This window comes from Alicyclobacillus vulcanalis (assembly GCF_900156755.1).
Taxonomy (GTDB): domain Bacteria; phylum Bacillota; class Bacilli; order Alicyclobacillales; family Alicyclobacillaceae; genus Alicyclobacillus; species Alicyclobacillus vulcanalis.
In genome coordinates this window covers 128,875-147,712 of record NZ_FTOO01000004.1, presented here as the reverse complement: position 1 = coordinate 147,712, position 18,838 = coordinate 128,875, and the positions used below count along the sequence as shown (strand labels likewise).

Genomic DNA, 18,838 nt, shown 5'->3' with positions numbered 1-18,838 from the left:
CCCACGGTGACATCCCTCTTGCGTTTCCAAAACGTTTTCGGGTATATTGAGGCTGACTCGCGAGCGATCAGATTGTGCATCCGGAAACGTTTTGCAGGCGCAGGAGGCTCGCGAAAGGAGTTTATGCCATGAGAGTCACCATCCGCGATGTTGCACGCGCGGCGGGGGTCTCGGTGACGACTGTGTCGCGGGCCCTGAACGGCGCCGCGGACGTCGGCGAAGAGACCCGCCAGCGAGTCATCGAGGTCGCCAAGCAACTCAATTACCGGCCGAGTCACGTGGCGCGCAGTCTCGTGCTGCGGAAGAGCCAAAACATTGGACTTTTGGTGTCCGAGTTTCGGAAGGGAAGCCATCACTTCCTGTACGACGTCCTGGTCGGCGTGCACGACACGCTTGCGGAGCACGGCTACGATGTCACGCTCGTCAGCACGGACACGGCGCGCCAGCAGCTCGTGAGCTACGTCGATTTTTGTCGAGCCCGCGGGTTGGACGGCGTGATCGTCATGGGCATTCGCTTGGACGATCCGTACGTCGAAGAGGTCGTGGAGTCGTCCCTTCCGAGCGTCGTGATCGATCTGCCGCTCTTGAGCCGGCACTGCGGCTATGTGATGACCGACAACGTCAACGGGGCGCGGTACGCCGTGCGCCACCTGGTCGCGCGGGGATGCAAGCGGATTGGTTTTGTGAACGGGGCGGCGCACGCGGCGGTGAGTCGAGAGCGGCTGCGAGGATTCGAAGAGGCGATGCGCCAGTACGTGGGCGGCTACGATGAACGCGTGGTGGTGTACGCGGACTTCACGCTGGAGGGCGGGCAAAGGGCGCTCGCCGACTTGCTTCGGCGTCATCCGGACGTGGACGGCGTGTTTTTTGCGAGCGACCTCATGGCGATCGGCGGCCTTCAGTATTGCAAAGAAGAGGGAATTCGCGTGCCTCAGGATCTCGCGGTGGTTGGGTTCGACGATATTGACCTGGCGCGATTTGTGTCGCCCCAGCTGACGACGGTGGCACAGCCGCGGTATGAGATGGGCTGCGAAGCCGCAAGCATGCTGATTTCCATGCTTCAGAAAGGCGAGATGCCGTCCGGCACGCTTCTGCCGCCGCAACTCGTGGTGCGCGAGACGGCCTGATCGCGAGAATGGGGGAAACATCATGGATGGATGGGTCATCAAAGAAAACGACCTGTTCTGGTATGGGGACGAAGAAGGCCTGAGCGCGCATGGGGTTGAAAACGTTTCCGGTCACGGCCTGTATACGAGGGACACGCGCGTCCTTTCGGCGCTCGGCTGGCGGATGGCCCCCGACGTGTGGGTGAGGTTGGACGCGGTGGCGGCGTCGGGCGCCGAGTCGGTGTACCGATACACGAATCGCCCGCCGCGCTCCGAGGCCGATCCGGCGCGCGAAAGCCTGCTCGTCGAGCGCAGGCAGCGCGTGGATGGATCGTGTTTTCAAGAAAGCGGTATCGTGCGCAATTTTGGTGATCGCCCGGTGCACCTTGAGCTCGAGTATCAGCTTGCCGCGGACTTTGCCGATATGTTTGAGGTTCGCGGATTTGGCGTGGAACATCCGGAGCGCGAGGTGCGTTCGTTCATCGCCGGAAACGTTTGCGGATTCAACTATCACAGCTCGGATGGGCGCGCGTGGGAGACCCGCGCGGAGCTCGCCGTGGCCACAGGGCCGGAAGGCGAACAGAGCCGCGCACCTTCGGTCGCCTGGAGCGATGCGCCTGGAGCCCTTTGCGGGCGCTGCCCCATTACGGTGATGCCGGGAGGTGCCGTGGCCTGGACGCTCACCGTGACGCCTGTGGTGGAGGATCCTGCGGCGGTCGTTCACGGGGTGGGCAGCGCAGGGGACGTCTTGTGTGTTTCCGAAAACGTTTCCAGAAAGACGGCGCCTCGCCCGGCTTCTGGCGACGGCGCGGGAGCGGAATCCGCCCTTGTGGCGTGCGTGTCGGCGCCTGGCGCATGGCTCGATGACGCACCGTCTGTGGCGGGCGACGACGCTTTTCGCAGGTGGTACGAGCAAGGGATGCGCGACCTTCGCATGCTCCAATCCGATTTCGGGTTTGGCCCGTTTCTCGTGGCTGGCGTCCCCTGGTACGCTGTGCCGTTCGGGCGTGACAGCCTGATTGCGGCCAGACAAATCCTCTCGGCTGCGCCCGAAATTGCGCGCGGAACCCTTGCGACGCTGGCCTCCTTCCAGGGCCAACGGGAGGACCGGAGCCGCGATGAACAGCCAGGCAAGATCCTGCACGAACTCCGAGACGGCGAGCTCGCCCGCACGGGACGCGTTCCCTTCCGGCCGTACTACGGCAGCATCGACGCCACGCCGCTGTTCCTCATCCTGCTCGCCGACTACTGGCGGTTCACGGCGGATGAGCGGTTCATCGAGCGCATGCTTCCGCACGCGGAGCGGGCCCTCCGTTGGATGCAGACGTACGGCGATCGCGACGGAGATGGATTTCTCGAGTACGAGCGAGAAGCGGAGGGCGGGATCGCCAATCAGGGATGGAAGGATTCCGGCGACTCCATGGTGCACGCGGACGGGAGCCTGGCGCGAGGGCCGATAGCCCTGGCTGAGGTGCAGGCCTATGCGCACAGGGCGTACGAGGCGTGGAGCGACATGTATCGCGAGATGGGCGAGGGAAAGAAGGCGGACGAGCTGAAAGGCCGTGCGGAAGAGCTGCGCGCGCGGTTCCTGCGCGCATTCTGGTTGCCCGACAAGGGCGAGATCGCCATGGCCCTCGATGGCTGGAAGCGTCCGCTTTCCGTCGCGTCGTCGAACATGGGCCAGGTGCTGTTGAGCAACCTGTTGCCGCCCGAGCTGGCGGAGGTCGTGGCGCGGCGGGTGGTGGACGAGGACATGTTCTCGGGCTTTGGCATTCGCACGCTCTCCGCGAAGGAGCGCCGCTACAATCCGATGAGCTACCACAATGGGTCCGTTTGGCCGCACGACACGAGCCTGATTTTCGCGGGTCTCGTGCGCCAGGGCGCGTGGACCGAGGCGGAGCGGGTTTTCGAGGGGCTGATGCGCGCGCAGGCGCACTTTCCGCATCACCGCCTGCCGGAGTTGTTCTGCGGGTTTTCGCGGGACGAGTCCCCGCGGCCGGTGCCTTACCCGGTGTCCTGTTCGCCGCAGGCGTGGGCGGCGGCGGTGCCGGCCATGGTGCTGGAAAGCCTGCTCGGATTCCGCCCCGACGCACCTCGAGGCGAGATCGCGCTGTGCCCGCGGCTCCCCGAGGGCATGAAGGAGCTCGTGGTCAGGGGCCTTCGCGCGGGGCGTGGCACGTTGTCCGTGTCGGTGACGCGAACGGAGACAGGCGTGGCCGTCGACATTCTGGAGAACAGCACGGGACTCGACGTCACCCTTGAACGCGGCGCGAAGGAGGTGATGTCGGCCGGCTGATGGCGGAGTCGGCGGAGTGGCGGGAATTCGAAGGCCAAGGCATGTGGCGAAGAGGTGGGGTCAAATTGAAACCACGGGAGGTCAAACGACACATGAAAAAGCAAATGCTCGGCATGGCAGGAGCGGCCGTGATCGCCCTGGGGGCGGTCACAGCGTGTGGTCAGGCGCAGAATGCGCCGTCCAACGGCGGGAGCGTGGGCAGTGCGTCAGCTGCGCCCGTGCATCTGACGCTTGGGATGTGGGCGTCGAGCCCGGCGGAGAAACAGCTCGTGCAGCGCCAGGTCGCCCTGTTTGAGAAGGAAAATCCAAACATCAAGGTCAGCATCCAGGTCATCACCGGCAACTACCTTCAGGCGCTCCAGCCGATGCTGGCCGCGCACGACGCGCCGGACATCTTCTACGTCGATTCGTCGTACGCTCCGACGCTCGAGGCCTCGGGAGCGATTATGCCGCTCGACAGCTTTATCAAGGCGGATCACGTGGATCTGTCCGATTTCCAGAAGAATCTCTTGGACGCGTTCACCTGGCAGGGGCACATCTACGGCCTGCCGAAGGACATGAACACCATGGCGCTGGAGTACAACCCCGCGCTGTTGGCGAAAGCCGGGATTCAGGCGCCGCCGAAGACGTTCGCCGAATTCGATCAGGACGCGGCTAAGCTCAAGGCGAAGGGCATTGTGCCGCTCGACATGCCGATCGACGTGGCGCGCTACTATCCCTTCGTCGTGGACATGGGCGGGAGCTATTACAACAAGGCCAAAAACCAGGCCACGTTCACGAGCAAGGCCAACGTGCCTGGCCTGACCTGGTTCATGAAGGAGATGGAGAGCGGCAACTTCGTGACGCCCCAGAATCAGGGCGGATCATGGGCGGGGGTGCCGTTTGCGGAGGGCAAGGCCGCCATGGCCCTCGAGGGCGCCTGGATTGTGCCGTTCATGCAGCAGACCGCGCCCAAGATGAAGTATGAGATCGCGGACTTCCCGTCGCTCGCGGGGCATGACGCCAACATGCTGTTCACGGTGGCGTACGAGATGTCGAAGTACACCAAGAACCCGGATGCGGCTGCGAAGCTCTTGTTCTTCATGACGGGCAAAGAGGCGCTGAAGATGACGGCCGACTCCGGCCTGGCCATCCCCTCGCGCACCAGTGAACAAGGCGAATTTCTGAAGAAATATCCGTCCTACAAGGCGTTTGTCGATGGGCTGAAGGGCGCCATCCCGTACCAGTTCGGCACGCTCGGCCAAAACTTCCTCGACGCCATCAACAACGCGACGCAGGAGGGCATTTTGAAGAAAGAGCCTGCCCAGCAGGTCTTGAGCCAGGCGCAGCAGACGCTCGCTTCGCAGATGAACGACTGAGGTGCGGGGCGGCGGGGCGTGCATCTGCTCCGCCGCCGCACGGAGGAGGGGTGCGCATGAGCGTCGCCAACGCCCGAATGCCGCGAGCTTCGGGGTACAGAAGGCGCTTTCGCTGGAACGTCGTCGAACAGGCGCTCGCGGGATACCTGTTCATCCTGCCCGCCATCGTGGAACTCGTGGTATTCTTGCTGGGGCCGATTGTGTACGCCTTCGTCATCAGCTTCAAGCATTTTTCGTATCTCGATCCGCTGGACGCTCATTTTGTCGGATTTCTCAATTATGTTCATTTGTTCGAAGACCCCGTGTTCCTGCGGGCGCTGTGGAACACCACCGTCTACGCCCTCGTCGTCGTGCCTGTGCAGACCGCCATCGCGCTGATGTTGGCCGTGATCGTCAACCGCATTCGCGGAAAGACGCTGTTTCGCGTGATCTACTACCTCCCGTCGATCACGTCGACGGTCGGCGTGGCCGTGATCTTCAGCTTCCTGTTCCAGCCCAACGGGCTTTTGAACCGGTTGTTGTACCTGCTGTTTCACGTGCAAGGCCCAGATTACTTCAACAGCCCGGTGTTTGCGTTTCCCGCCATTATGGCGGTGGCCGTGTGGACGACGGCAGGACAGTTCATGGTGATCTACCTGGCTGCGCTGCAGGAGATTCCAGAGGAACTGTATGAGGCCGCGGCCATCGATGGCGCGGCAGGCTACACCATGTTGCGCTACATCACCATCCCTTCGCTGCGGCGGACGACCTTTTTGGTCGTCGTGCTCGGCATGATCGGCGCGTTTCAGGTGTTCGACCTCGTCTACGTCATTTCAAGCGCGAGCTCACTGCCGCAGCAGTACACCATGACCGTGGTGCTCGACCTTTTTGAAAAAGGGTTCCGCACCATGCAGATGGGCTATGCATCGGCCATGGGCTTCGTCCTGTTTGCCATCATCCTGGTGCTGACACTGATTCAGCAACTCTGGCTCGGAAGGGAGGATGCGTGATGCGCGCCGCCTCTCCGCGACACGCTCGCTCTTGGCGCAGAGCGGGCCTGGGGATGTACGTGCTTGCTGTGGTCTACGCGGCCATTTCGCTGGTGCCGTTTCTTTGGTCGATTTACACGTCGGTCAAGCCCACTTCGGAAGTGTTTCAGCTCTTCGTGCCCTGGCGCACGTTGACGCTGTCCAGCTATACCTCCATCCTGCACAACTTCCCGTTTGGACGCTGGTTTCTCAACAGCGCCATTGTGGCCTTCATCGTCACCGCCGGGAACCTGGCGGTCAATACGCTTGCCGGCTATGCGTTTGCGCGGCTGCGTTTCCCGGGGCGAGGACTTCTGTTTTACGTGTTCCTTGGCGTGATGATGATTCCGGGCCAGGTCGTGCTCGTGCCCATTTACATGTTGCTCGCCAACCTCGGCTGGATCAACTCCTACGTGGGGCTCACCGTTCCGTTTTTGCTGAGCTCCACCATGGTGTTCCTATCCAGACAGTTCTTTCTCGGGATCCCGAAGGAGCTCGAGGAAGCGGCTCGCATCGACGGCCTGGGTCACTTCGGCATGTTTTTTCGCATCATGTTGCCGCTCGCCCGGCCCCTGCTCGCCGCCCAGACCATCCTGACGTTTCAGGGGAACTGGAACTCCTTTCTCTGGCCGCTGCTCATCGGGCAGACGACCAACATGTACACGCTGCCCGTCGGCCTCAACTCCTTCTACGGGCAGTACAACGCGTACTGGAACAGCGTGATGGCAGGCATGGTGCTGCTCACGGTTCCCATGATGGTCGTCTTCGTCATCTTTCAACGCCAGTTCATCCAGGGCGTCTCGCAGGCCGGGCTCAAGGGTTGATCGCCCGGTCGCTGGGCGCATGAAAAAGGGGCTCCCTCGTGGGAGCCCCTTTTTGACGGATCGCGCACGTCGCATCAAGCGCGCTGCTCGCGCATGAAGTTGCGCAGCACCGTCTGCAGGATGCCGCCGTTGCGGTAGTAGTCCACCTCGATGTCGCTGTCCAGCCGCACGAGCGCTTGGAACGTGAAGGTCGATCCGTCCTCGCGCGTGACCTCGACGGTGACCGTCTGCCGCGGTTTCAGGTCGTTCGACAGGCCTTGGATGTTGTAGGTTTCACGCCCCGTCAAGCCGAGCGTCTCCGCGTTCTGTCCATCGATGAATTCGAGCGGCAGCACGCCCATGCCCACCAGGTTGCTGCGGTGGATGCGCTCGAAGCTCTCCGCGATCACGGCCTTGACACCAAGCAGGTACGTGCCCTTCGCCGCCCAGTCGCGCGACGAACCGGTTCCGTACTCCTTACCCGCGATGACCACCAGCGGCGTGCCGTCTGCCTTGTATTTCATCGCCGCGTCGTAAATCGGCATGACTTCGCCCGTGGGGAAGTAGGTCGTGTAACCGCCCTCCGTGCCAGGCGCCACCTTGTTGCGGATGCGGATGTTGGCGAACGTGCCCCGCATCATGACCTCGTGGTTGCCGCGCCGGGAGCCGTACGAGTTGAACTCATGCGGCTTGACGCCCTTTTGCTGCAGGTACTGGCCAGCCGGGCTCGACGGTGCGATGCTGCCGGCGGGAGAGATGTGGTCGGTCGTGACCGAATCGCCCAGGTAGGCGAGCACCCGCGCGCTCTGAATGGGCTGGATGTCGGGCACTTGTTCCGACAGGCCCTCGAAGAACGGCGGCTCCTGGATGTAGGTGGAATTCGGATCCCACTCGTACAGCTCGCCCTTCGGGACGTCCAGCTGATTCCACCGCTCGTTCCGGTTGAACACGCTCTCGTATTCCTTCTTGAACATCTCCGGATTGATGATCTGGCGGATGACCGCCTGGATCTCCTCGTTCGACGGCCAGATGTCCCTCAGGAACACGTCGTTGCCGTCGGCGTCCTTGCCAATCGGCTCGTTGACGAGATCGATGTCGACCGTGCCAGCGATGGCGTACGCCACGACGAGCGGCGGCGACGCGAGGTAGTTCGCGCGCACCAGCGAGTGGATGCGCCCCTCGAAGTTGCGGTTGCCGGACAACACGGCGGACACGAGGAGATCGTTCTCCTGAATCGCCTTCGCCACTTCGTCGGGCAGCGGACCGCTGTTGCCGATACACGTCGTGCAGCCGTAGCCGACAATATCAAAACCGAGCTTCGAGAGCGGCTCGAGCAGTCCGGCGCGCTCGAGGTAATCGCTCACCACGCGCGATCCGGGCGCGAGCGACGTCTTGACATACCGAGGCGTCTTCAGGCCCTTTTCCACCGCCTTCTTGGCGAGCAGCCCGGCGCCGATCATTACGGACGGGTTCGAGGTGTTGGTACAGCTCGTGATGGCTGCGATCACGACCGCACCGTGTTGGATCTCGTCCTGCTGACCGTCCGGATACTTGACGACCGCCTTCTTGTCTCGATCCCCCGCGAGCCCAAAGCCTCCCTCCGACACCGGCTTCTCAAGCGCGGCCTCGAAGTTTTGCTTCATATCGGAGAGGAAGATTTTATCCTGCGGCCGCTTCGGACCCGCCATCGTCGGCTGAACGGAGCCGAGATCGAGCTCCAGCGTGTCGGTGAAGACCGGATCCGGCATATCGTCGGTGCGGAACATGCCCTGTGCCTTCGCGTACGCCTCGACGAGCTGGAGAAGCGACTCGTCGCGCCCTGTCAGGCGGAGATAGTCGAGCGTCGCCTGGTCGATGGGGAAGAAGCCCATCGTTGCGCCGTACTCGGGCGCCATGTTGGCGATGGTCGCGCGATCCGCCACGCTGATGTTGGAGAGGCCAGCGCCGTAGAACTCCACGAACTTGCCGACCACGCCCTTTTTGCGCAGCATGTTCACGACGGTCAGCGCCAGGTCGGTGGCCGTCGCGCCCTCGGGCAATTTGCCCGTCAGCTTAAAGCCGATGACCTCGGGCTGGACGAAGTAGAGGGGCTGGCCGAGCATGCACGCCTCCGCCTCGATACCGCCGACGCCCCAGCCGAGCACGCCCACGCCGTTGATCATCGTGGTGTGCGAGTCGGTGCCGACGAGGCTGTCCGGGAAGACCACCTGTTCCCCGTCGACCGTGCGCTCCTGCACGACGCGGGCGAGGTATTCGAGGTTCACCTGGTGGACAATGCCCATGCCTGGCGGAACCGCGCGGAAGCTGTCGAATGCCGTCTGCGCCCAGCGAAGGAAGCGGTAGCGCTCTTCGTTCCGCTCAAATTCCTTTGCGATGTTGAATTCGAGAGCCTCTTTGGAGCCAAATGCGTCCACCTGCACGGAGTGGTCGATGACGAGATCGACCGGGATGAGCGGGTTGATCCGCTTCGGATTGCCCCCGAGCTTGTGCATAGCGGTGCGCATGGCGGCGAGGTCCACGACGACCGGGACGCCCGTGAAATCCTGGAGCAGAATGCGAGCAGGCTTGAAGGGCACCTCGGACTTCGCCGGGTTTTCCGCGTTCCAGTTGGCCAGTTCGCGCACGTGTTCCTCCGTGATGACGCGGCCATCGTACTGGCGGAGGACCGATTCGAGAAGAATTTTGATGGAAATGGGGAGGCGAGAAATGTCGGCCACGCCCTGCTCTTGAAGAGCATTCAGGCGGTAGTACGTGTACGACTTCCCGCCAACGGTGAGGGTCTGTTTGGATTGAAACAGATTGGCGCCCACCTTGACTCACTCCTTCTACCTGGGTTCTGCCTCTATTTTGCGACGCGACCCTCGAATCTGTCGAATCCTCATCCAGATTGCCGATACCGATATCGAAAACCTGCGATGAAAGCGGGCGAGGGTTTGGAAGCGTTCGCATGAGACAAGTCCTCTGTCACTCTACTACCATGGAGGGAATTGCGCAAGGCGCGCCGCCTCGGGGCAGCGCTCGGCAGGAAGACAAAAGCGCCCGGCCTTCTGGCCGGGCGCGGGGCCACCCCTTATCCTCGATTGAGCAAAAGGACGAGCATCGAAACCAAGGAAAAACAGGCGCTGATCAGGTACACCACCGTCACGGTCTGCACCTGTGTCAGGCCGAGGCGCAACAGCCAGTGATGCACGTGATTTTGGTCAGGCTTGTACACCGGGCGCCCCGCGCGGGCCCGAAGAAACACGACGCGCACCGCGTCGAAGATCGGCACGCCGAGCGCGAGAATGGGTACGCCGATGGACACGACGGTCGCCGATTTGAAGGCGCCGATGGACGCGATGGAAGCGAGCAGGTAGCCGAGCACCGTCGACCCCGCGTCGCCCATGATGATGCGGGCCGGGTAGAAGTTGTGCCGCAAAAAGCCGACGGCTGCGCCCGTCACGGCGATGGCAAACCAAGCCGACGACACGTCGCCTTTGATGAGCGCCACAAAAAACAGCGTCGTCGCCGAGATGGCTGCGATGCCGGCCGCGAGACCATCCACGCCGTCCAGGAAGTTGAACACGTTCGTGACGCCCACAATCCAAAGCAACGTGAGGAAGAGCGAAAGATAAGGGGGAATGGCCACGAAGTGATGGCCGTCGAACGGAGATGTGAAGCCTTGAATCGCGCCCCCAAACAGCGGGACCATGAGCGCCGCAAGAATCTGCACCACAAACCGGATGCCAACGGAGAAGTCCTTGCCCCTCGTCTTGTGATAGTCGTCCAGAAGCCCAATGACAAAGAGCATGGTGGCGCCGATCACGACGCCGATATACGGTGTGTGCAGCCAGTTCTTCCACAGCGCGCCGGCGAGGCATGCGCCGATGACCCCGGCGAAGATGGCCGCGCCTCCGAGCAGCGGCAGCGGATCTCGATGGATCTTTCGCTCGTTCGGCAGGTCCACAAAACGGTATCGGAGAGCCAGTTTTCTCATGGAAGGCGCCAGCAGGTAGGCGAGCGCAAAAGCGACAAGTCCCGACAGCCAAAGGGGCATACGTGTCTCTCCCTAGCTCGTGTCATTCCACGGCAATTATACTAAACAAGGCCCTCGGGGGCTATACTGCAATCTGTGTCTTTTTAGGGATCGAAGTATGTCAGTTGGATGACAAATGGCGCCCAACCATTGTATTTCGCCGTTCGCTTTGCAAACATAGTGAGCGGAAACCACCGCAACGCGCGGCGATAGGCGGCATTCGCGGCCTGATGGCGAAGGATGTGATGATCCGTTGCAAGCAAACGGCGTAGTGTATCAAGAACCGCCCAAAGGTGTCGAGTCCGCGCGGGCTACGCTTCGCGATTACTTATCGATCATGAAGTGGGGCATCACCATCGCCAATCTGATGGCGACCTTTGCGGGCTTGTGGGTGGCCTCCGCCGGTCATCCGCCCCTTGCAATCATGTTGCTCACGCTGCTTGGCACGATGTTCGTGGTGGCTGGCGGCGCAGCGCTCAACAACTTTTACGATCGCGACATCGACCAGCGCATGCCGCGGACCAAGATGCGCGCCGTCGCGCGCGGCAAGGTCCATCCGGGCGCAGCGCTTGCCATAGGCCTTGGGATGAGCGCTTTGGGCCTCGTCATCTTGCTCGTGGGCGTCAACTGGCAGTCGGCTTTGTGCGCGTTCGTCGGCCTGTTCGTGTATTCGTATCTGTACACGGTGTGGTTCAAGCGCCACACCACGCTCAACACGGTGCTTGGCGGCGTGTCGGGCGCCATGCCGCCGCTCATCGGCTGGGTGGCCGGGAGCGGGGGTTCGCTCTCGCTGGCCGCTTGGTGCTTGTTTTTCACGTTCTTTTTGTGGCAGCCGCCGCACTTCCTTCCGCTCGCCATGAAAAAGACCGAGGATTACCGCGCGGCAGGCGTCCCCATGCTGCCTGTGGTTCGCGGCTTCCGCGAGACGAAGCGGCAAATCGTCATCTATACGGCCGCCATGGTGCCGGTCTCCCTGATGCTGACGGTGCTCGGAGCCGAAGGTTGGCTGTACTTCATTGTCATGGGTGCGCTTGGCATCTGGTTCTTGTACTTGGCGGTCAAGGGCCTTTTCACCCCGCCCGACAAGGATATGGCTTGGGCCAACCAGGTCTTCCGCTTCTCGCTCATTTACCTGACGGCGCTCTGCATCGTCTCGGTCCTGTCGGTGTCCATCATCTGAGCGTGTTCCGAAAGCCTCTGCGGCCGAACACAGGCCCGCAGGGGCTTTCTCGTATTGACAGGCCGGTGAGACTCCGGTTTGCTAGAGGTGTAAACGGTTACGACGTGCGCGCCCTGGTCGCACACCGGCGCGGCGCTCTGGATGGGTTTCTTGGATTTCACTTGTGAAAGGATGTTGCACACATGAAAGCTGCGCGCCTGCTCGCGTTTCGCACGCCCTTTGTCATCGAGACGGTGTCCGATCCCGCCCCTGGCCCGGAAGACGCGATCGTGCGCGTTCGAGCCGCGGGGGTCTGCCGCAGTGACGTCCACATCTGGCAAGGGGAGCTCGCCTGGGTCGGGATTCGACCACAGCTGCCCGTCACGCTCGGGCACGAGTTCGGCGGCGAGGTTGTGGCCGTCGGGTCGAGCGTCCGGCGGTTTCGGGAAGGCGATCGCGTCACGGTCCCGTTCCACAACGGCTGCGGGCGCTGTCCGCAGTGTCAGGCTGGGCGCTCCAACCTGTGCGACGAGTTCGGCTTCTACGGTGCCACGTACGACGGGTGCTTTGCGGAGTACGTGCGGGTCCCCAACGCGGACTTTAACCTGATCCGCTTGCCAGACGAGATCGACTTTGTCACGGCCGCTGCGATGGGCTGCCGCTACATGACGGGCTTCCACGCGGTTATCCGCGGCCGCGTGCAGCCGGGCGAGTGGGTCGCGGTGCACGGGGCGGGCGGCGTCGGTCTCTCGGCCATTCAGACGGCGCATGCCCTCGGCGCTCAGGTCATCGCGGTGGACATCGACGACGAAAAGCTGGAGAAGGCGAAAGTGGAAGGCGCTTCGGTCACCATCAACAGCCGCCGCGAGGAGCGGGTGTTCAAGGCCATCAAGCAGGTCACCAAAGGCGGCGCACACGTGAGCATCGACGCGCTCGGGCTCGCGGAGACGGTGTTCAACTCCGTTCGCTGCTTGCGCAAAGGCGGGCGCCATGTCCAGGTGGGGTTGACGTCGGCCGCCGAACAGGGGATGGTCGCGCTGCCTGTCGACATCATGACGACGGCCGAGATCGAGTTCATCGGGAGTTTTGGCAACCCGCACGTGGCGTTTGACGGCTTGCTCCAGCTGATTGCGGCCGGCAGGCTCAGGCCGAAGGCCCTCGTGGAGCGCGAGGTGCGCCTCGCCGAGATCAACGACGTGTTTGAGCGCATGATCCAGTTTCAGACCAAGGGCTTCAACGTGATCACGTCGTTCGCGTGAATCGGCGCCAACGGCGCGTGAATGGGAGGGACGACCGTGCAGACTCGAGCCGCCGTGCTCATGGAAATGGGGGCAAAGCCGCCCTATCGCTCGACGAAACCGCTTCGCCTGGAGACGCTCGACCTCGCGCCGCCCGGGCCAGGCGAGGTGCTCATCCGCGTCCGGGCCGCCGGGTTGTGTCATTCGGACCTGTCGGTCATCGAGGGCGCCCGGCCGCGGCCGATGCCCATGGCGCTGGGCCACGAGGCAGCGGGCGAGGTGGTGGAACTCGGGGAAGGGGTGACGGACCTTGTCCCGGGCGATCACGTCGTCTGCGCCTTTGTCCCAAGCTGCGGCCACTGTGGACCCTGTCAGGAGGGCCGCCCGGCGCTGTGTGAACCGGGCGCCGAGGCGAATGCCCGCGGCACGCTGCTCTCCGGCGCGCGGAGGCTGAGCCTTCGCGGAGAGCTCATTCATCACCACCTCGGCGTCTCCGCCTTCAGCGAGTACGCCGTCGTCTCGCGCCGCTCGCTCGTGAAAATCGATCCATCGCTGCCGTTTGAGCACGCGGCGCTGTTTGGCTGCGCGGTCATGACGGGGGTCGGCGCGGTCGTCAACACGGCGCGCGTTCCTGTGGGTGCGTCCGTGGGCATCGTCGGGCTTGGCGGCGTCGGCCTCGCGGCGCTCCTCGGCGCGGTGGCCTCGTCGGCCAGGCTAATCGCCGCCATCGATGTGAATCCCGAAAAGCTCGCGTTTGCGCGGAAGCTCGGCGCGACCCACGTGTACGACGCGCGCGATCCCGCGGTCATCGACCAGGTGCGCGCGGACTCGGCGGGCGGCCTGGAGTACGTGTTCGAGACCGCGGGCGCCGTGGCGGCCATGCGAACGGCCTTTGCGGTGACGCGGCGAGGTGGGACCACGGTCACGACGGGGCTGCCTCACCCCAGTCACGAGTGGCGCGTGCCGCAGGTGCTTCTGGCCGCCGAGGAGCGCACCATCCGGGGCTCGTACGTGGGCAGCTGCATTCCGTCTCGCGACATCCCGCGCTTTATCGCCCTGTTTCAGCAGGGCAAGCTCCCCGTCGACCAGCTGATTACCGACGTGATCGATCTCGACGCCATCAACGAGGGGTTTGACCGCCTCGCCGCGGGGGAGGCGGTGCGCATCGTCGTGCGCATGCCGGGCGCCTGATCCGCGTATTGGTTGAAGGACGGGCTCACGTTCGGTAAGATCCGTCTTGGGACCTCATCAAGTAGCGGGGAGACGAGAGTATGTATCGTCGCTGGGAGACGAAGCCGGTTCGCGTCGGCGACGTCGTGATCGGCGGAAATGATCAGGTCATTGTGCAGAGCATGACGACGACCAAGACGGCGGACGTCAAGGCGACGGTGGAGCAGATTCACCGCCTGGAAGACGCGGGCTGCCAGGTCGTCCGCGTGACGGTCAATAACCGCGAGGCTGCTGAGGCTATCAAGGAAATCAAGCGGCAGATCCATATTCCGCTTGTCGCAGATATCCACTTCGACCATCGGCTCGCGCTCGAAGCCATCAAGAACGGCGTCGACAAGGTGCGCATCAACCCGGGCAACATCGGGAAGCGCGAGAAGGTCGAGGAAGTCGTCAAAGCGTGCAAGGAGCGCGGAATTCCCATCCGCATTGGGGTGAACGCGGGTTCGCTCGAGAAACATATCCTCGAGCGCTACGGCTATCCGACCGCGGAGGGCATGCTCGAGAGCGCGGAACACCACGTGAAAATCCTCGAGGACCTCGACTTCGACGACATCGTCATTTCGATGAAGGCCTCGGACGTGCCGCTCGCGATTGAGGCGTATCGGCTGGCCGCGGAGCGCTTCCGCTACCCGCTGCATCTCGGCATCACCGAGTCGGGCACAATGTTTGGCGGCACCATCAAGAGCGCCGCAGGTCTCGGGACCTTGTTGCACATGGGGATTGGCAACACCATCCGGGTATCGCTCTCGGCGGACCCGGTTGAAGAAGTGAAGGTCGCGCGCGAGCTGTTGAAGGTATTTCACATCGTGTCCGATGCGGTGACCATCGTGTCGTGTCCGACGTGCGGGCGGATCGACATCGATCTCATCAGCATCGTGAACGAGCTCGAGGACTACGTGCAGAACATCCGTGCGCCCATCAAGGTCTCGGTCTTGGGCTGCGCGGTCAATGGCCCGGGCGAGGCGCGCGAGGCGGACATTGGCATCGCGGGTGCGCGCGGCGAGGGGCTGTTGTTCCGGAAGGGGCAGGTCGTGCGCAAGATTCCTGAGGCGGACCTCCTGACGGAGCTCAAGAAAGAAATTGACACCATGGCGAAGCGATACGCGGAGACAGGTTCCATTTGGTGAGCGAAGGCGCGCCCAACTGTCGCGATGTGCGGCAGGCGGGCGCGCCGTTTGTCTTCCGGCGGCTCGCCGGTGCATCCGCAGAGCTCAGTACCAGCTCTTGTGGTGCGAATGCATGTGGCCGTGCATGCCGTAGTGGGACGATCCCGACTTGACGTCCTCGTAGTGCTTGCTCGGAATCTTCAGCACCTGGCCAGGGTAAATCATGTTGGGGTTTTTGATGCCGTTGGCCCGGACGATGGCCGAAACCGTCGTGTCGTATTTGACCGCGATGTTGCCGAGCGTATCCCCCGGTTGCACGATGTACTTGACCATGGTCACTCCTCCTCCTGTTGGGGTTCATTCCACGGTATGCGCATGTGCCGGGACGTGCCGAGGATGGAAGCCTAGAACCAGTTGCATTCGAGGCTCTCGTCCGATATGCTTGCTTTATCATATTAGCGAAGTAAAGAGCGCCGGTTGGCGCAGATGGCGTGGAGGCTTACGACGCATGGATGTCACGGGAAGCGTGTGGGGCGCACAGGCGTGGCAGGCGGTCCGCGGGTTTGCGGATCGCCCGCCAGGGATGCAGGACGGGTATCCCGATTTTGCCAAGCGCCGCAGGGCGGTGGAGAGCCGCCTTCTCTCGTTTGTCGAGGAAGCGGGCTATGAGCCCGTCACGAGCGGGCTGTTCGAATATGTGGACACGTTGCTCAGGGCGAGATCGCCAGAGTCCAGCCGCGACTGGATCCGGCTGTTCGATGGAGGGGGACACGCCGTGGCCCTTCGCCCGGAGATGACGCCCTCCATCGCCCGCATGGCGGCCCCGCGCGTCGCTGCCATGCGGGCACCTATCCGGTGGTGTTACTGTGAGCGGGTGTACCGCCGCACGGACGATCCGGCCTCGCTGTCGTGGGCGAGCGGCAAGGCGGCGGAGTCGACGCAGGTCGGCATCGAACGCATTGGCGACGAGGCGAGCGTCGAGGTGGACATGGAGGTGTTGCGCCTGTTGCACGCGGCGAGCGCCGCGGCGGGCGTCAGAAATCACCGGATTGTCGTCAGTCACGCCCGATTCGTGCCGCGCCTGTTGGACGCGCTGGGCGTGCCCCATTCCGCGAGCCGCGCGCTGCAAAGCTGCCTGACGAGCGGCAACTACGTCCAGTTCCGCGAGCTCTGGCAGCGTCACGCGGCGAAGGACGAGGATCTCCTTGCGCATCTGCTCGCGTGGTCGCCTGCGGAGTTCGAGTCGGCAAAGCGCCCGCGCGAGGCGTCGGCCGCCGAGCTCGAAGCCCTGTTGAACACGGCGCGCGATTCGAGCGCGGCTTTGGACGTCCGGGAGGCTTGGCAGTACCTCTGCCGCTTGGCCGACGCGCTTGCGGCGTCGGGCCTCGCCGCCGACGTCATCACGTTCGACCTCGCGCTCCATCGCGAGCTCGACTACTACACGGGGGTCGTCTTCGAGATGTTTGCGCCGGGCGTGGGTGCGCCCATCGCGCAGGGCGGGCGGTATGACGAGCTGTTGGCTCAGTTTGGCGCAGGCGCCCCGGCCATCGGCTTCGCGTTCGAGGTGGAGCGCGTCATGGCCGTCCTCGAGGCCCAGGAACAGGAGGGAAGCGCATGTTGACCGTCGCGATGGCCAAGGGCCGCACGTTGGACGATGTGGTGCCCCTTTGGGAAGAGGCCGGCATTGCCTATCCGCGCGACTGGGACGAAAGCCGCGCGCTCGTCTTCGAAATCCCGTGGCGCGACGCTTCCCTGCGCTATCTCCTCGCGAAACCGGCCGACGTGCCGACCTACGTCGCCTATGGCGTGGCCGATCTCGGCGTGGTCGGCAACGACATCCTGCTCGAACAAGAGCGCGAGATGTACGAGCTCTTCGATCTCGGCGTGGCCCGCTGCAAGCTCTGCGTCGCCGGGCGCGAGGAGGAGCGGCGCCACGCCCCGAGGCGCGTCGCGACGAAGTATCCGAAGCTCGCCGACCGCTACTTTCGCAGCCAAGGCCATCAGGTGGAAATTGTGCCACTCGCCGGGTCCATCGAGCTGGCGAGCGTGATCGGGCTCACGGACCGCATCTTCGATCTCGTCCAGACCGGGGAGACGTTGCGGGCGAACGGGTTGGTCGTGTTCGACGAGGTGCTCGACATCTCCGCGAGGCTTGTCGCCAATCGATCGAGCTATCGAATGAAACACGCCGAAATTTCGGCTTGCCTCCATGCGCTCGAGGCGGCCGCCGCGAGGAGGAATGGACATGCGCCTTGATCGGGTGGACGTGATCGAACAGGATGCCTTCGCCTGGGAGCGTGCGACGGGGGGCGGCGCGGACGTTTGGGCGAAGGTGGCGCGGATCGTGGAAGAGGTGCGCGCGGGCGGCGATGATGCGCTGAGACGCCTCACGCAGGCGTTGGACGGCGTCGACGCGCCGCTTCGCGTGCCGCAGGAGGCGATGGAGGCGGCATTTCGCGGCCTCGCTCCGGAGCTCAGGGAGGCGCTCGCGCGCGCGGCGGACCGGATCAGGCGGTTTCACGAGGCGCAGCGGCCCGAGGATCTGCTGGTGCAGGGCGAGGACGGGGAGACGCTGGAAATGGTGTGGCGGCCCATCCACCGCGTCGGCGTGTATGCGCCCGGCGGGCGAGCGGCGTATCCGTCGACCGTCCTGATGGACGTGATTCCGGCGCAGGTGGCGGGCGTGCGCTCCATCGCGCTCGTCTCTCCGCCCGGGCCAAACGGGCTTCCCCATCCGGCCGTCCTCGCCGCGGCGCACCTCGTCGGCGTCGAGGAGATGTACGCCGTCGGCGGCGCGCAGGCCATCGCGGCGCTTGCCTACGGCACGCAGACCATCAGGCGGGTGGACAAGATCGTCGGGCCAGGCAACCTGTACGTGGCGACGGCCAAGCGGATGGTGATGGGCGACGTCGGGATCGACAGCATTGCCGGACCCACCGAGGTGGTGGTGGTTGCGGACGATTCGGCGAATCCGGCGTACGTGGCGGCGGACATGCTCGCGCAGGCGGAACACGACGTCGAGGCGGGGGCGGTGTGCCTGTCGCCGTCGCGGGCGTTGCTCGAGCGGGTGCATGAGGAGATCGTGGCGCAAGTCGCGCGCTTGCCTCGCGCCGAGATCGCCCGGGAAGCGCTCCAAAGGCACGGGGCGCTCGTCCACGTGCGGAGCCTCGAACATGCGCTGGATCTCGTCAACGACATGGCGCCCGAGCACGTGGAAATCATGACGCGCGATCCGCGGGCTCTGCTTCGACATCTGTCCACGGCCGGCGCCGTGTTTCTGGGGCCGTACACGCCGGAGCCGGTCGGCGATTATTTTGCCGGGACGAACCACGTTCTGCCCACGCATGGCAGTGCGCGTTTCTCGAGCGGCCTTGGCACCATCGACTTTCTGCGCCGCATGACGGTCGCTGCCTACAGCGCCGAGACGCTCGCGCGCCATGCGCCGTACATCGAGGTGTTGGCGGACGCTGAGGCGCTCACGGCTCACCGGGAAGCGGTGCGCATCCGCAGGGAGGAATGA

Annotated in this window: 15 protein-coding genes; 12 read left to right on the top strand and 3 right to left on the bottom strand. The window is 63.8% G+C overall.

The genetic code is table 11. The features are described 5' to 3' along the window. Positions 1-128: 128 nt before the first annotated feature. The 5 genes from BW934_RS06430 to BW934_RS06410 all read left to right on the top strand — a co-directional run bounded on the left by BW934_RS06430 (position 129) and on the right by BW934_RS06410 (position 6,591). Positions 129-1,127 carry a LacI family DNA-binding transcriptional regulator gene (locus BW934_RS06430; RefSeq protein WP_076346291.1) on the top strand — a complete coding sequence of 333 codons (999 nt, stop codon included), beginning with the start codon at positions 129-131 and terminating at the stop codon, positions 1,125-1,127. Positions 1,128-1,149: 22 nt separating this feature from the next. Then, the gene (locus BW934_RS06425) at positions 1,150-3,402 is read left to right on the top strand and encodes an amylo-alpha-1,6-glucosidase (RefSeq protein WP_076346289.1); all 2,253 of its coding nucleotides are present in this window, start codon (positions 1,150-1,152) and stop codon (positions 3,400-3,402) included. A gap of 92 nt (positions 3,403-3,494) precedes the next feature. After that, positions 3,495-4,760, top strand: a complete 1,266-nt coding sequence (locus BW934_RS06420; RefSeq protein WP_076346456.1) for an ABC transporter substrate-binding protein — start codon at positions 3,495-3,497, stop codon at positions 4,758-4,760. Between the two features lie 56 nt (positions 4,761-4,816). Next, positions 4,817-5,749 (top strand): carbohydrate ABC transporter permease, encoded by a 933-nt coding sequence (locus tag BW934_RS06415; protein ID WP_076346287.1) that lies wholly within the window; start codon positions 4,817-4,819, stop codon positions 5,747-5,749. A 53-nt stretch (positions 5,750-5,802) separates the two neighbouring features. Then, on the top strand, positions 5,803-6,591 hold the full coding sequence (locus BW934_RS06410) for a carbohydrate ABC transporter permease (protein WP_407639950.1): 789 nt from the start codon (positions 5,803-5,805) through the stop codon (positions 6,589-6,591). Positions 6,592-6,665: 74 nt separating this feature from the next. On the opposite strand, the gene acnA is transcribed toward BW934_RS06410, so the two are convergent. Together acnA and BW934_RS06400 are read right to left on the bottom strand one after the other, a co-directional pair. Then, positions 6,666-9,380 (bottom strand): aconitate hydratase AcnA, encoded by a 2,715-nt coding sequence (gene acnA, locus BW934_RS06405; RefSeq protein WP_076346283.1) that lies wholly within the window; start codon positions 9,378-9,380, stop codon positions 6,666-6,668. A gap of 260 nt (positions 9,381-9,640) precedes the next feature. After that, positions 9,641-10,606, bottom strand: a complete 966-nt coding sequence (locus tag BW934_RS06400) for an MraY family glycosyltransferase (protein WP_076346281.1) — start codon at positions 10,604-10,606, stop codon at positions 9,641-9,643. 232 nt (positions 10,607-10,838) lie between these two features. Between BW934_RS06400 and cyoE the strand changes: the two genes are divergently transcribed. The 4 genes from cyoE (at position 10,839) to ispG (ending at position 15,339) form a co-directional block, all read left to right on the top strand. Then, positions 10,839-11,765, top strand: a complete 927-nt coding sequence (cyoE, locus tag BW934_RS06395) for a heme o synthase (RefSeq protein WP_076346279.1) — start codon at positions 10,839-10,841, stop codon at positions 11,763-11,765. 182 nt (positions 11,766-11,947) lie between these two features. Continuing rightward, the gene (locus tag BW934_RS06390; protein WP_076346277.1) at positions 11,948-13,003 is read left to right on the top strand and encodes a zinc-dependent alcohol dehydrogenase family protein; all 1,056 of its coding nucleotides are present in this window, start codon (positions 11,948-11,950) and stop codon (positions 13,001-13,003) included. 36 nt (positions 13,004-13,039) lie between these two features. Beyond that, positions 13,040-14,173: a zinc-dependent alcohol dehydrogenase family protein gene (locus BW934_RS06385; protein WP_076346275.1), complete on the top strand. Its 1,134-nt coding sequence runs from the start codon at positions 13,040-13,042 to the stop codon at positions 14,171-14,173. 80 nt (positions 14,174-14,253) lie between these two features. Beyond that, entirely contained in the window at positions 14,254-15,339 is a 1,086-nt protein-coding gene (ispG, locus tag BW934_RS06380) for a flavodoxin-dependent (E)-4-hydroxy-3-methylbut-2-enyl-diphosphate synthase (RefSeq protein ID WP_076346273.1), read from the top strand. 84 nt (positions 15,340-15,423) lie between these two features. Here the strand turns inward: ispG and BW934_RS06375 are convergent, their stop codons facing one another. Then, positions 15,424-15,651, bottom strand: coding sequence for a LysM peptidoglycan-binding domain-containing protein (locus BW934_RS06375; RefSeq protein ID WP_076346271.1), 228 nt, complete (start codon positions 15,649-15,651; stop codon positions 15,424-15,426). A 175-nt stretch (positions 15,652-15,826) separates the two neighbouring features. Here BW934_RS06375 and BW934_RS06370 point away from each other — a divergent pair, with 175 nt between their 5' ends. From BW934_RS06370 to hisD, 3 genes are read left to right on the top strand one after another with little or no spacing between them, the layout of a single operon-like run. Then, positions 15,827-16,939, top strand: a complete 1,113-nt coding sequence (locus tag BW934_RS06370; protein ID WP_076346269.1) for an ATP phosphoribosyltransferase regulatory subunit — start codon at positions 15,827-15,829, stop codon at positions 16,937-16,939. Further along, positions 16,933-17,574, top strand: a complete 642-nt coding sequence (gene hisG / locus BW934_RS06365) for an ATP phosphoribosyltransferase (RefSeq protein ID WP_076346267.1) — start codon at positions 16,933-16,935, stop codon at positions 17,572-17,574. Before BW934_RS06370 ends, hisG begins: the two co-directional genes overlap by 7 nt. After that, positions 17,564-18,838, top strand: a complete 1,275-nt coding sequence (gene hisD / locus BW934_RS06360; RefSeq protein WP_076346265.1) for a histidinol dehydrogenase — start codon at positions 17,564-17,566, stop codon at positions 18,836-18,838. The genes hisG and hisD overlap by 11 nt, the downstream gene beginning before the upstream one ends.